At 67.3% G+C, this 13,978-nt stretch carries 9 protein-coding genes and 1 pseudogene; 9 read left to right on the top strand and 1 reads right to left on the bottom strand.

Annotation, left to right across the window (positions count from 1 at the left end; genetic code table 11):
- Window positions 1-11: 11 nt before the first annotated feature.
- From BXA00_RS22580 to BXA00_RS22545, 8 genes and pseudogenes are all read left to right on the top strand, one after another.
- A complete protein-coding gene (locus tag BXA00_RS22580; protein ID WP_083714313.1) occupies window positions 12-2,969 on the top strand; it encodes a caspase family protein in 2,958 nt (985 codons plus the stop codon).
- A 20-nt stretch (window positions 2,970-2,989) separates the two neighbouring features.
- Window positions 2,990-4,804: a hypothetical protein gene (locus BXA00_RS28960; protein ID WP_076520626.1), complete on the top strand. Its 1,815-nt coding sequence runs from the start codon at window positions 2,990-2,992 to the stop codon at window positions 4,802-4,804.
- Window positions 4,805-4,932: 128 nt separating this feature from the next.
- Window positions 4,933-5,733 (top strand): annotated as a pseudogene (locus tag BXA00_RS28955) (efflux RND transporter permease subunit); the annotation flags it as partial.
- Between the two features lie 122 nt (window positions 5,734-5,855).
- Window positions 5,856-6,848 carry a polysaccharide pyruvyl transferase family protein gene (locus BXA00_RS22565; RefSeq protein WP_076520624.1) on the top strand — a complete coding sequence of 331 codons (993 nt, stop codon included), beginning with the start codon at window positions 5,856-5,858 and terminating at the stop codon, window positions 6,846-6,848.
- 298 nt (window positions 6,849-7,146) lie between these two features.
- Window positions 7,147-8,703: an efflux transporter outer membrane subunit gene (locus tag BXA00_RS22560; protein ID WP_156902850.1), complete on the top strand. Its 1,557-nt coding sequence runs from the start codon at window positions 7,147-7,149 to the stop codon at window positions 8,701-8,703.
- Window positions 8,700-9,863, top strand: coding sequence for an HlyD family secretion protein (locus tag BXA00_RS22555; RefSeq protein WP_076520623.1), 1,164 nt, complete (start codon window positions 8,700-8,702; stop codon window positions 9,861-9,863). Before BXA00_RS22560 ends, BXA00_RS22555 begins: the two co-directional genes overlap by 4 nt.
- Window positions 9,853-10,938, top strand: coding sequence for a DUF2955 domain-containing protein (locus BXA00_RS22550; protein ID WP_076520622.1), 1,086 nt, complete (start codon window positions 9,853-9,855; stop codon window positions 10,936-10,938). The genes BXA00_RS22555 and BXA00_RS22550 overlap by 11 nt, the downstream gene beginning before the upstream one ends.
- Window positions 10,935-11,432, top strand: coding sequence for a transporter suffix domain-containing protein (locus BXA00_RS22545; RefSeq protein ID WP_076520621.1), 498 nt, complete (start codon window positions 10,935-10,937; stop codon window positions 11,430-11,432). Before BXA00_RS22550 ends, BXA00_RS22545 begins: the two co-directional genes overlap by 4 nt.
- A gap of 54 nt (window positions 11,433-11,486) precedes the next feature.
- On the opposite strand, the gene BXA00_RS22540 is transcribed toward BXA00_RS22545, so the two are convergent.
- A complete protein-coding gene (locus tag BXA00_RS22540; RefSeq protein WP_076520620.1) occupies window positions 11,487-12,419 on the bottom strand; it encodes a LysR family transcriptional regulator in 933 nt (310 codons plus the stop codon).
- A gap of 112 nt (window positions 12,420-12,531) precedes the next feature.
- Here BXA00_RS22540 and BXA00_RS22535 point away from each other — a divergent pair, with 112 nt between their 5' ends.
- Window positions 12,532-13,965: a M20 family metallopeptidase gene (locus BXA00_RS22535; RefSeq protein ID WP_076520619.1), complete on the top strand. Its 1,434-nt coding sequence runs from the start codon at window positions 12,532-12,534 to the stop codon at window positions 13,963-13,965.
- Window positions 13,966-13,978: the final 13 nt, after the last annotated feature.

Below are 13,978 nucleotides of genomic sequence, written 5' to 3'. Positions count from 1 at the left end.
TCTGGAGTTCCATGATGGCCACTCCCACTTTCAAACGTGTCTCGCTGGCGCAATTCCAACAAATCATCAAGCAGTTTGCCTTCACGCGCGCCATCGACGAGGTGCACATGCACCACACATGGCGCCCCCGCAGACAGGATTTTCGAGGCCACGAGACGATCGTGGGGATGTGGCGCCACCATACCCAGACCAACGGATGGGCCGACATCGCCCAGCACGTGACCATCGACCCGGAAGGGTTCATCTGGCTCGGCAGGAATTGGAACACCCCGCCAGCGAGCGCAGCCGGTCACAATGGCACCCGCAACCAGGGACCGTTCATGTTCGAGATGATCGGCGACTTCGATGCCGGCGTCGATCTCTTCGATGGACCGCAGAAGGAGACTACCCTGGGCGTGATCGACGCCGTGCTGCGCCATTTCAACCTGCCCGACCGGGCGCTGCGCTTTCACAACATGATGTCCTCGAAGTCTTGTCCTGGCGGTGCCATCCGCTACCCGCAGCTCCTCGCCGACCTCGCCGACTATCGCCTGCGCCACGCGAAGGACGAGGGGCTTTCGCCCCAAGGACGAGCGATTCGGCCCTTTCCGACTGAATCGGGATTCATCGTGGAGGAAGCCATTCAGTCCCTGCATCGATCCGACATGGGACTTACCGAATCCGCAGACGCCGAGCCGCACGACGGCAATGGGGCACATGGGCATGACGGCGGCTACCCGACATACGGGGCGAGAACTGACGGAGCCGCCAACGGACACACGTCTGCGTTCGAAAGCCCCGTACGCCCGCGCGACAGCCTGTCCAGCGCCGATCTGGCCCGGCTGCGCCCCCACGTGGTCAACCTGACCGCCGGGCGGTTTTCCCACAACGGGATGATGACCACCACGCCCGAGGACGTCGACGCGATATTCGGCGACCACCTACCACGCGCCCTGCGGGAAGCCGGTGGACAGCCCGTCAAGATCCTGTTTTTTTCCCATGGCGGCCTGGTTTCCGAGTCAACCGGTCTCAAGATCGCTGCCCTGCAGATTCCGTGGTGGCTAAGCAATGGCGTCTATCCCATCCACTTCGTCTGGGAGACCGGCCTTTTTCACTCGATTGCGCAATTGCTGCAACGGCGGCCGTCCACGCGCGGTCTGGATCCGAGAGACCTCACCGACCCCGTGCTGGAACAGATCGCGCGGCGCCTGGGCGGCATCAACATATGGGGCGCGATGAAAACCAACGCGCAGCGGTCAGTTGACCCTCCCACGAACGCGAATCCGACGGGCGGCGGCGCGCACTATGTCGCGAAAAAGCTCGGGGCCTTGTGCGACGACCATCCGGGCAAATTCGAACTGCATGCCGTCGGGCACAGCGCGGGTTCCATCTTTCATGCGCACTTCGTACCAACTGCGCGCCAACTTGGCGCTTCCCGATTCAAATCGCTGCAGTTCCTGGCCCCGGCCCTCGCCGTCGACATATTCAAGGAACGCCTGCTTCCCCTCATTGGGAACGGCAGCCAGCACGCCGTCGAAGACCTCGCGGTCTTCACGATGACGCGCGAGTACGAGCGCAAGGATCATTGCGCCCGCATCTACGGCAAATCCCTGCTCTATCTGATTCATCACGCGCTTGAAGAGCGCTTCGATGCGCCGCTTTTAGGCCTGGAGGACAGCTTGCGGGATGACCCAGACCTCAGGCGGCTGTTCGGCCTGGGCACCACCACAAACGACGCCGCCAGAATCATCTGGTCGCCCAGTCCGGACAGCACGGGCCGCTACGCCAGCCGTGCCACCGCCCACGGCGATTTCGACAACGATGGGGCGACGATGAACAGCCTGCTGCGGCGCGTGCTGTCCAAGAACGATATCGATCCCATCGTCGACTTCCCCGCCGCGCGCGGGCCGTCCACGGCCGAATGGTCCTGGCTGGACGAGATCGACTGGCCCGACATCCTGCTTCCTTCTGGGCCACAAAAGCAAACCCATACCACGGAGATGGTGACCTACAACGATTCCTGGACACCCGCTCTCAGCCCCCCGAAGGCCGTTTCATCGACCGGCGGCCGCCGGGTGGCGCTCTGTGTGGGAATTGATGCCTACCCCGACCCGGACGATCAGCTGGCTGGATGCGTCAACGATGCTCAGCTTTGGGGCCAGGCTCTCGGCAACCTGGGGTTCGAAACCGCGCTGTTGCTGGACGGCGGCGCGAGCCGCGCCGCGATAGAACAATCCCTCAGGCGGCTCATCGGCAATTCCCGGCCTGGCGACGTGCTCGTCTTTCATTACTCCGGTCATGGCACCCAGGTCGATGACTGGGACGGAGACGAAGACGACGGATTCGATGAAGCCCTGTGCCCGTTCGATTTCCGCACCGGCGCCCTGTTCCTGGACGATGACATCGCCCGCTTGCTGGCAGACCTGCCGCAAGGCGTCAACATGACGCTGTTCATCGATTCCTGCCATAGCGGGACCGTCACGCGGTTCGCCGTGGGCCCCGGAGCACGACTCCCTCCGGGCACGCGTGCGCGGTATGCAAAGGCGACCGACGAGTTGCGGAAGGCAAATCGACGGTTTCGTGCGGCATTGCGAGCCCCCCGTGCATTGAACGGGCGCGGGGAACAATCCCCCATGAACCACACGAAATTCTCCGCCTGCCGGGATGACCAGCAAGCGCTCGAAAGCAATGGCAACGGCGAATTCACGCGTAGGGCGCTGCGGATTCTGCAGGAGAGTGTCGCGGGCATGAATCATGCTCAATTCCAGGCCCGGCTGGAGAAATCGTTCGGGCCGAACTCCCGGCAAAATCCCCGCCTCGATTGTCCGCGGGGCATTGAAACGCATTTGCTGTTGCAACCCTTGGCCGACGCGGTGCAAGCCGGGCCCATACGGCAAATTCGGGAATTGGACACGACCGTCCAGGGCGTCCCCTCGATGGAAGCCATCCAACTGATGTCCCGGGCGATCCACGTCCTCGCGCAACACTGAGGACAGCCATGCCGTCTTCAATGTCGAACGGACACTACCAGATTGCGGCGGCGTTGATGCGCCGGCCCCCCATCCCCTACGCCCGGACGAAGGACGACCCCTTGCATCGGCGGCTGCGGATCTATGCAGCAGATCCTTCGCTTCCAAAACTGGATGGCGCAATTGCGACCGTCCAGGTGGACTACGAACCCTTGGCGCCGGGACCCGTGGGCGCGCTGTTTGAAGTGGATTGCAACGATCCCGGACAAGGCGAAACGTATCGAAGCGCCAATCTGGACGCTCCGGCCGTCTTATTGGCCGATGGCTACCCGCCGTCCATGTCGGACCCGCGTTTCCATCAGCAGATGGTCTACGCCGTGTGCAGCACGACCTACCGCAGCTTCAAGGACGCATTGGGCCGGAACCCGACCTGGGGCTTCGGCTCCGCGGACGCCCCGGCAAAACTTCGCTTGAGACCTCACTATGGCGATGACCGCAACGCGTACTACTGTAGCGAGCCGAGCCAGGGAGAACTGAGGTTCGGCTACTTTCGCGCCGAGGACGGGCCGCTCGACAACCGGTCGCTTCCTGGAGGCTATGTGTTTACCTGCCTATCGCACGACATCGTGGTGCATGAAGCCACGCATGCCCTGCTGGACGGGCTGCGTGCGCACTTCATGGAGCCCACCACTTCCGACGTGTTGGGCTTTCATGAGGGATTCGCCGATCTCGTCGCGATCTTCCAGCGGTTTCGTCATACCGAGGTGGTCACCCAGGCACTGCGCCAGTTTCGTGGGGCACCGGAAAAGTCCGAGTTGCTGACGCACCTGGCCACGCAGTTTGGCTACGCGACGGGGCGCAACGGCCCGCTTCGGCTTGCCATCGAACAAGATCCGACCAAACCCCTGCAATACGATGGGAGCTTGGGCCCTCATGCGCTGGGATCCGTGCTCCTCAGTGCGGTGTTCGAGGCCTATACGCAGGTATACCGGCGCAGGACCGAGCGGCTGATGAGATTGGCCACCAAGGGAACTGGTGTGCTGCCGCCGGGCGAACTGCCTTACGATCTGCTGGTGCTGCTTGCCGGCGCCGCCAGCAAGCTGGCGCGCCAGTTCCTGACCATCTGCGTCCGGGCCGTCGACTACTGTCCCCCGTCCGGCCTCACCTTTGGAGACTACCTACGCGCCTTGATCACTGCCGACTACGATCTGGTCCCCGACGATCCGTGGGACTATCGCGGCGCCCTGATAGACGCATTCCGCAGGCGCCGCATCTATCCGAGCTCGGCCTCTAGCCTGTCCGAAGACGCCCTCCTCTGGCGACCTCCGCGCATCGCCATGCCGAAGATCGAAGACATGGATATCGCGGCGCTTCGTCTGTCCGACGACACGGACACGGCCAAGCAGGTCGAGGAGCTGCTGACCCTGGCGCATGTTCTGGGAACGTACGTCACGCAGCCTGACCGTCTTCAGGAATTTGGACTCGCCCTGCCCGGGGACCCGCGATTGGACGGCGATCACGTTGACGCGCCCTGCGTGCAATCAATCCGCCCCGCCCGACGCGTCGCCCCCCAAGGACAGGTGGCCACGGACGTGGTCGTCGAGATCACGCAGGCGCGCCAGGTGGCTCCCCGGCCCGGACAGCCCGGCTTCGAGTTTCATGGAGGCGCGACCGTTATTCTCGGGACGGACGGCAGGATCCGCTATTCAATCCTGAAAAGCGTGGTCAGTCCCAATGCCGTCCAGGACCGGCGGGCCTGGCTGGCCAGTCCGGCGGCACAGCCTACGTGGCGCGTCGAAGAGAACGCCTATCTGCGGCAACGCGATCTACTTCTGTCCTTGCACCGCCAGGACTAGTCCCCTGCACCCATGTGCTCCTTCGTCTTGCACGGGACCATCCTTCCAGACGAGGCTCGTGCACGCGCGCAGCTTGGCATTGCCCGCAGCGGCGCCTGTCCGCAATCGCAGGTGGTCGGCGCGGACGCGTCCTCAGCGTGCTGAGCAACTCGTTCAGCCAGCGCCAGGTCGCCACCCTGTACGACGCCATGAACCAGTACCGCGTCGTGCTGGAGCTGGACCCGCGCTACACCGAAGACCCCGAAGTCCTGGAGCAGGTGCATGTGGTGGCGGCGGACGGCAGCCGCGTCCCGCTGACCGCGTTTGCCACCTATGACAACGGACTGGTCAACGACCGCGTCTACCACGACGGCCTCTTCGCGGCTGTGTGGGTGGGGTTTTCACTGGCGCCGGGCGTGTCGCTGGAACAGGGGCTGGCCGCCCTCGACGCCGCCATGGCGAAGCTGATGGTGTCCTCGCACATCCAGACCCGGCTGGGCGGCGATGCCCGCAATTTCCAGCAAAGCCTGCAGGACCAGCCTTGGCTGATCCTGGCTGTGCTGGCCGGCATCGAATTCACCCTGATCGCGCTGCTGGGCCTGTTCCTGCTGGTCGGCATCGTCATGAAGAACGCCATCCTGATGATCGACTTCGCCCTCAGCCTGGAGCGCCGCGAAAACCTGACCCCCGAACAGGCCATCCACCGCGCCGCCCTGCTGCGCCTGCGGCCCATCGTCATGACCAACCTGGCCGGCCTGCTCGGCGCCTTGCCGCTGGTGCTGGGCATGGGCGAAGGCTCTGAACTGCGGCGTCCGCTGGGCGTCGCCATTGTGGGCGGGTTGATGATCAGCCAGTTCCTGACGCTGTATACGACGCCGATCGTGTATCTGGCGCTGGAACGGCTGCGCCTGCGATTCGGGTCGGCGTGGCGGCGGCGAGCGCCGCGCTGACGGGCGCCGGCGCGCCGGGCGCGGAACCGCCGCCCAGGACGCGCATCTCAATAATTTACAATTTGTGGCGGACGTAATCACCGATGACCGCTCACCGTCCGGACTCCACCCACGCAGAACCTATGACCACGCAGAAAATCGGCTACCTCGAATTCAGATACGGCGCCAACCCGAAGCGCCGCACCGCCAATGTCGGCGACAGCATCCAGTCCATCGCCGTGCGACGCTTGCTCAAACGCCTGGGCGTCGACGACGCCAACATGGTCGGCATCGATCGCGATTCCCTGCGCAACTACGATGGCGCGCCGGTCAAGCTCATCATGAACGGCTGTTTTCACGAGGGTTGCTTTCCCCTGTCCCCCCAGATCGAGCCCGTTTTCTTCGGCTTCAACGCCGAGAGCGAATCGGTCGTCGCCGACAACAAGGCGCTGTTTCGCAAGCACCAGCCCATCGGCTGCCGGGACAACGCCACCAAACGCCTGTTCGACAAGCATCGCATCGCGGCCTTCGTGACGGGCTGCGCGACGCTCACCCTCGACCGGCGCGAACAAGCCGTGGAAGCCGGCAAACCGGTCATCGCGTTCGGCGCGGGATCCGGCGTGCTGCAGCAAAAGCTGCTGGAGAACATTCCCAAGCCCATCCTGGAACGCGCGCGCCTCATCTACCAGCGCGAACCGGTCAGCGAGATCCCGCTGAGCGACGCGTCGGTCGCCAAGATGGACGATTTGGCGCAGTCCTATCTGGACATCTACAAGAACGAGGCGTCCATCGTCGTGACGCCGCTGCTGCACGTTGCCAGTCCCTGCATCGCCATGGGCATTCCGGTCGTGCTGGCGCGGCGCGACCGGGACGATCGGTTTACGGCGATCGACCGGCTGCTTCCGGTGTATACGCCCGCCGAGTTCTCATCCATCGACTGGCAAGTGCGGACCCTGAACGTCGAGGAACTGAAAGCCGCCATGGTGAACGTGGCGCGCCAGCTCCTGCAGGACGCCCCGCCCGCGCAGGGCGATCTCGACGTCCTGGCCACGCGCTACAGCGCGCCCCCGTTGCTGCAGCCGCCCCACGCCTCGTCTCCTGGCTGGCGACTGCGCAAACTCTTCGGCCGGCGCTGACCGGCACGCCCGCCGGCGATGGCCCGATCCGGCGGGCCGCCTGGCCAAAAAACGTTTTGCTGGCACCGGCGGAAAAAGCTCAATAGAATCGATTGGCATGCGGACGCAAGCCCGTTCGCCCCGGCCGCTCGCGGATCCCCGGATCCCGCGCGTGGCCGGCGCGCACCGGCCGCTTCCCCGCCGGCACTGGCGCCGCCTTGGCGCCCGCGCCAGGCAATCCGGCATCCATGCCGCGCGGCAACATCGGGCCGTGCGACCTGGGTCGTTGCAGTTAGGCTTTTGACAGACCTGGTGCCCAATGTGGCCGATGACTGGTTCGAATCGACTGCTGCTGACCGGCGTGCTCTGCCTCGGCGGTTGCGTGCAAGTGGGGCCGGACTTCGAGCCTCAGCGGGTCGCTTGGTCCGACCAATGGGACACCCCGGCGCTGCAACAGGCCACCGCAGCCGGCGCCCAGCCCGATGCCCGCGAATGGTGGCGCATCTTTGACGACCCCATCCTCGAATCGCTGATCGCACAGGCCGACGCGCACAATCCCGGCGTGCAGGTGGCTGGCCTGCAGATCATGGAGGCGCGCGCGCAGCTTGGCATTGCCCGCAGCGGCGCCTATCCGCAAACCCAGGTCATCGGCGCCGATGCGTTCTACCAGCGCCGCTCGTCCCGGTCCGCCGAGGGCAATCCCCGGCCCAGCAGTTTCTGGCAATACAGCGCGGGGTTCGACATCGGCTGGGAACTCGATTTCTGGGGCCGCTTCAGCCGCGCCATCGAATCCGCCGACGCGGCGTACTTCGCGTCCGAGGCCAACCGCGAGGACGTGCTGGTGCTGCTGCACGCGCAGGTGGCCGACAGCTACTATGCGCTGCGCACGACCGAGGCCCGGCTGCGCATCGCCCGCGACAACGCGGCCATCCAGAAGCGCAGCTACGAGATCACCGAGCGCCTCTTCAACAGCGGCGAAACCGACGAACTGGACCTGCAGCAGGCGCGCACCCAGTATCTCGGCACGCTCGGCACCATCCCCGAGTTCGAAAGCCAGATCGCCCGCACCCGTAACGCGCTCGCCGTGCTGGTGGGCAAGCCGCCCGGCCCGATGCCGGAATTGCCGGACCTGGCGCCGCAGGAAGCGGTCATCCCGCTGATCGACCGGGCGGTCCTGCAGGACGTGCCCGCCAACCTGCTGCTGCGGCGTCCCGACATCCGGGCCGCGGAGCTGCGGATCGCGGCGCAGTCGGCGCAGGTGGGCGTGGCCAAGGCAGACCTCTACCCGTCGCTGACCCTCTTGGGCAGCATCGTCTGGACCGCCACGTCGCTGGCCGGGACTTCGGGCGCCTCGGCGCTGCTGGGCGGCCCCAGCCTGACCTGGAACGTGTTCGACCACGGCCGGATCACCAACACGGTGCGGGTGCAGGACGCCCGGTTGCAGCAGCTCATCGTCGTCTACCAGGACGCCGTGCGGCAGGCGGCGCGGGAAGCCGACGATGCGGCCACGGGATTGATCAAGTCCCTGGAACGCGACGGCATCCTGTATGACGCGGCGCTGGCGGCCAAGCGCTCGCTGACGCTGGCCAACGCCCTGTACCGCGAGGGCTATTCCGACTTCCAGCGGGTGCTCGATGCCCAGCGCGCCCTGGCCACGCAGCAGGACACCTATCTGGTGAACCGGGGCAATGCCGTGCGCGACCTGATCGCGCTGTACAAGGCCCTGGGCGGCGGCTGGCACAGCGACCAGCCGCTGCTGGATCCGGCCACACGAGAGCAGATGCAGCAACGCACCAACTGGGGCGACCTGCTGTCCGACGCCGGACGGCCAACGCCCGTTTCCGCGCGCCCCCCGAACACCGAGGCGATCCCATGACTAGTCCCAGGTCCGCGGCGCCCGCGCCCTCGTCGGCCCGCCCCGCCACACCCGCCCCGCCCGAGCCGCCCGCCGCCCCGCCGCCGCCCGCGGATCCGGCCAGGAAGGGCATCCGCTGGGTGCTGCTGGTGATCGTCCTGAGCCTGGTCTGGTATTTGCTGGCCGACCGCTACACGCCCTATACGCAGCAGGCGCGCGTGGAGGCTTTCGTGGTGCCGGTGGCCTCGGAGGTATCGGGCCGCGTCGCCAAGGTGCACGTGCGCAACAACCAGGACGTGGCGGCGGGCGCGGTGCTGTTCGACGTCGACCCGGAGCAGTACCGGATCGCCCTGGACCGCGCGCGGGCAGACCTGGACGCCACGCGCCGCCAGATCGGCGCCAGCACGGCGGGCATCGATTCGGCGCAGGCCTCGCTGCGCGCCGCGCAGGCCAATGAGGTGCGGGCGCGGCAGGACAGCACCCGCCTCGAACGCCTGTACCGCGAAGACCGGGGCACGATCTCGCTGCGCCGGCTGGAGATCGCGCGCGCGAACCTGGCGCAGGCGGTGGCCCAGGTCGCGGCGGCGCGCGCCGAGGTCCAGCGCGCGCGCGAGCAGGAAGGCGGCAGCGAGGAAGACAACGCCAAGCTGCGCAGCGCCGCCGCGGCGGTCGAGAAGGCCGAGCTGGATCTGGCCAACACGCAGGTGCGCGCCCGCGCGGCGGGCCTGGTCACGGACCTGCGCACCGACGCGGGCCAGTTCGCGGCCGCGGGCAAGCCGGTGATGACGCTGATCGCCATCCACGACGTGTGGATCAACGCCGACATGACGGAGAACAATCTGGGCCATGTCGAACCGGGCACGCCCGTGGCCATCATCCTGGATGCATTGCCCGGACGCGTCTTCGAAGGCCGGGTGCGCAGCGTGGGCTACGGCGTGAGCGTGGGCGCCGCCACGCCGCCAGGCACCCTGCCCACCGTGCAAAACAGCCGCGACTGGCTGCGACCGGCGCAGCGCTTTCCGGTCGCCATCGACCTCGATCCCGGGCAGCTCCCGTCCCTGCGCGGCATCCGGGTCGGCGGCCAGGCCGAAGTCATGGCGTTTCCCCGGCCCGGCAATCCGCTCAACCCGCTGGGCCGCGTGTACCTGCGGCTGATGAGCTGGCTTTCCTATGCCTACTGACGCCCCGCCCCTTCCCCGCGATCCCCGCGGCCAGCGCGCCATGCGCCTGGGGGTCGGGACGGCGCTCTGCCTGGCCGTCAGCTTCGGCCTGGACATGCCGATCCCGATGGTCGCGCCGGTGCTCGGGGTCTTCCTGCTGGCGCAGATGAACCGGCCGCTGTCCCTGAAGGCCGGCCTGGGGCTGGCGCTGGTGGCGATGTTCACCACCGGCACCGGCCTGCTGCTGATCCCCTTGCTGCGCTACTACCCGGCCGGCGGCGTGCTGCTCGTCGGCCTGTGCCTGTTCCTGGCGTTCCGGCATGGCTTGCGCGGCGGCAACAATCTGGTGTCCACCTTTCTCATCATCGGCCTGACCATGATTTCCGCGGCCGGCACCTTCGACTTCGGCCTTGCCGTGACGGTGATCGAGGCGCTGGTCAAGGGCCTGCTCCTGGCCGCGCTGGTGCTGGGCGTGTGCCACGCGCTGTTTCCCGAGCCGCCCGGTGTGCCGGCGCCGCCTCCCGCCCCCGTCCTGCCCGCGGCCGAAGCCACCCGCATGGCCGTGCGCGCCGCGCTGGTGGTGCTGCCGGCCTTCCTGCTGGCGCTGACCGATCCGCTGGGCTACATGCCCATCATCCTGAAAGCGGTCAGCCTGGGCCGCCAGAGCTGCGTCACGGCCGCGCACGGCGCCGCCCGCGAGATCCTGGGATCGACGCTGCTGGCAGGCGTGCTGGCCGTGGCGTTCTGGGCCGCGCTGCGGCCCTTTCCCAGCCTGTGGATGTACTTCCTGTGGATGCTGCTGTTCGCCCTGGCGATCGCGCGCAAGCTCTATCGGCTGAGTCCCACGCCCCATGCGCCCAGCTTCTGGCTGAACACGCTGGTCACGCTGATCATCCTGCTGGGCCAGTCGGTGCAGGACAGCATCGCGGGCAAGGACGTGTACACGGCGTTCGCCGTGCGCATGGGGCTGTTCATCGCCGTCACGCTGTATGCCTGCCTGATGCTGCAGTTGCTCGAACCCCGGCCGCGCGCGCCGCGCCAGTCCCGTTTTTCGTTCCGCCGACCGTTCACACGACTCAAAAGGAGCCCGCCATGACTACCCAAGACATGCCCACCCCACCCGCGCCGGCGATGGGCTGGCGCTTCAAATGCGGAATCGGATTGTTCATCCTGGCGTTCGCGCTGTGGTTCCTGATTCCCGTCGGCGCCGCCATGGACATTCCCGGCTCACGCATCGCGGCGCTGACCGGAGCCATCTTCATCGCCAACAAAGTCCTGCTGATCACCTGCATCGCCGTGATGGGCAAAGAGGGATTCCAGCAGCTCAAGGCCATCATCGGCGGCCACGCGAAAAAGCTCGCGCCCGTGCAAAAGGTGGGGCCGGTGCGCCACGCCATCGGGATGGTGATGTTCATCCTGCCCATCGTGACCTCGATGCTGGAACCCTACGTGGACCAGATCTGGCCGGGCCTGCGGCCCAAGCTGTGGCAGGCGCAGTTGCTGGGCGACGTCATGCTGGTCGCCAGCTTTTTCGTGCTGGGCGGCGACTTCTGGAGCAAACTGCGCGCGCTGTTCGTGCGGTCGGTGTAGCGGCGCGAGCCCGCACGGCCCTAGTGCGCCGCCCCCCGCGCCTAGCCCCCGCGCTTAGCCCCTCGCCCCGCCGCCGTCCTGGTCCGGCGCCCGCGGCGCGGCGGTCAGCCGCCGCGCCATGAATTCCAGGAACTCCTTGGCCAGCGGCGGCAAGGTGCGGCCCTGCAGCGTCACCGCCTGGATGCTGCGCTGGCGCATTTCCGGATTGCTGAACGGCACCGCCGCCAGCGCCGCCCCCTGCGGATCGCCCATCAGCGTCAGGTAGCCAGACAGGGCGACGATCCGGCTGCCCGGCAGCATGGGCAGGAAGGCCGCGGAATGATTGGATACGTAGGCGGGCTCGATGTGCAGGCCCGCATTGGCGCAGGCCGTGTCAAACAGCTGCCGCACCGTGGTGCCCTGGTCGCCCAGCGACAGCGGCACGTCCGCGAGATCCCGCAGGCTGATCGTGCGCCGGCTGGCGAGCGGGTGCTGGCGGCACATGACCGCGTACACCGGCGCGCGGGTCAGCAGCTCGGTCTTCAACCGGTCGTCCTGCCCGACCGTGTAGCGCAGCGCGATCTGCGACAGGCCTTCCAGGATCAGGCGCGTGACCTCGTCCGGACGCTCCACATGCAGATGAAAGCGCGCCTCGGGGCGAAGCTGCTTGAAATCGGCCATGCACATCGGCATGAAACGGTGCGCGAACCCCTCGGTGCAGGCCAGCCGGATCGTCACGTCGCCCAAGGCGCTGCGCCGCCGGATGTCGGTGGTGACGCGCTCGGCCTCCAGGGCGGCGGCCTGGGCATAGGCCGCGAGCTGCCGGCCGGCTTCGCTCAGTGTCATGCCGCGCGCCTGCCGCTCGAAGAGCACGATGCCCAGGCTGTCTTCCAGCTTGGCGATCTGGCGGCTGACGGCCGACGCCGCGACATGCTGCGCTGCCGCCGCGCCCGCGATCGAGCCGCAGCGGGCCACTTCCAGGAAATATCTGAGACTCAGGGAAATCACGGATGCCTCGGTGTGAGATGCCTTTATGGCAACGCTAAAGTGCGAATTATCTAATTGTGGCACGCGATGAAGCGTAATAACTTTGTGCCTCCCCACCGCACGAAGAACCGCCGTGACCCGCGAACAAGCCATCCTCCAAGCCGTACAAGCCTATGACAGCGGCGCCCTGCAGTCCGCCCTGGCGCGCCGCGTCGCCTTCGCGACCGAAAGCGAAGTGCCCGAGCAGGCCCCCGCCCAGCACGCCTACCTGAACGACGAGCTGGTCCCGCTGCTGTCGGAACTGGGCTTTGCCTGTGACGTCCACGCCAATCCGGCCGGCGTCGATCTGCCGATCCTGGTGGCGCGCCGCATCGAGGCGCCCGGATTGCCGACCGTCCTGATGTACGGCCACGGCGACGTGGTGCGCGGCAACGCCGCCAAATGGGCAGACGGCCGCGACCCCTGGCGCCTGCAGGTCGACGGCGACCGCTGGTACGGACGCGGCACGGCCGACAACAAGGGCCAGCATTCAATCAACCTGGAGGCCCTGGCCCGGACGCTCGCCGCGCGCGGCGGCGCGTTGGGATTCAACACCACCTGGCTCATCGAGACCGGCGAGGAAGCCGGTTCGCCCGGCCTGGCCGCCTTCTGCGAGGCGCGGCGCGACCTCCTGGCCGCCGACGTCTTCATCGCCAGCGACGGGCCGCGCCTGCATGCCGAACGGCCGACGCTGTTCATGGGTTCGCGCGGCGCCGTGAATTTCGAACTGAAAGTGCGGGCGCGCGAACGCGGCTACCACTCGGGCAACTGGGGCGGGCTGCTGTCCAATCCGGCCATCCGGCTCATGCACGCCATCGGCTCGCTGGTCGACGCCCAGGGCCGCATCGCCGTGCCCGGCCTGCGCCCGCCTCCCATCCCCGAGGCGGTCGCCGCCGCGCTCGCCGACCTGGACGTGGGCGGCGGCGAAGACGATCCCGAGATCAACGCGTGGTGGGGCGAACCCGGCCTGTCCGCGCCCGAAAAGGTGTTCGGCTGGAACAGCCTGGACGTGCTGACCTTCGGCGCCGGCGACCCGGCCAAGCCCGTGAACGCCATCCCGCCGGAAGCCGTGGCCTGGTGCCAGTTGCGCTTTGTCGTGGGCACCGACTGGCGCGCGCTGCGCACCCACGTCGCCGAGCACCTGCGCCAGGGAGGTTTCGACGACGTCGAGATCCGCGTCGGCATGCAGGCGGGCGCGACCCGCCTGTCGCCCGACAGCCCGTGGGTGCGCTGGGCCGCGGCTTCGCTGCAGCGCACCACCGGCAAGCGGCCGGCGTTGCTGCCCAACCTGGGCGGCTCGCTGCCCAACGACATCTTCGCCGACCAGCTCGGCCTGCCCACCCTGTGGGTGCCCCACTCCTATCCCGCGTGCGCGCAGCATGCGCCCAACGAGCATCTGCTGGGCAGCGTCGCCCGCGAGGGCCTGGCCATCATGGCGGGCCTCTTCTGGGACCTGGGCGACCAGGGCAGCTCAGTACGCGATTCGGTACGCGAGCTTGCCGCCACCACCTCTTCCGCCAACACCTGACCCTGACCGAGCC

The organism is Achromobacter sp. MFA1 R4, assembly GCF_900156745.1.
Classification (GTDB): Bacteria; Pseudomonadota; Gammaproteobacteria; order Burkholderiales; family Burkholderiaceae_B; genus Achromobacter.
Note: the sequence above shows the minus strand (reverse complement) of the source record. Positions and strands in the feature narration are given on the sequence as shown.

Bases quoted from the DNA above. Each gene is read 5' to 3' on its own strand.
- BXA00_RS22580 (WP_083714313.1), top strand. From the start codon at position 12: ATGATGGCCACTCCCACTTTCAAACGTGTCTCGCTGGCGCAATTCCAA.
- BXA00_RS28960 (WP_076520626.1), top strand. From the start codon at position 2,990: ATGTCGAACGGACACTACCAGATTGCGGCGGCGTTGATGCGCCGGCCC.
- BXA00_RS22565 (WP_076520624.1), top strand. From the start codon at position 5,856: ATGACCACGCAGAAAATCGGCTACCTCGAATTCAGATACGGCGCCAAC.
- BXA00_RS22560 (WP_156902850.1), top strand. From the start codon at position 7,147: ATGTGGCCGATGACTGGTTCGAATCGACTGCTGCTGACCGGCGTGCTC.
- BXA00_RS22555 (WP_076520623.1), top strand. From the start codon at position 8,700: ATGACTAGTCCCAGGTCCGCGGCGCCCGCGCCCTCGTCGGCCCGCCCC.
- BXA00_RS22550 (WP_076520622.1), top strand. From the start codon at position 9,853: ATGCCTACTGACGCCCCGCCCCTTCCCCGCGATCCCCGCGGCCAGCGC.
- BXA00_RS22545 (WP_076520621.1), top strand. From the start codon at position 10,935: ATGACTACCCAAGACATGCCCACCCCACCCGCGCCGGCGATGGGCTGG.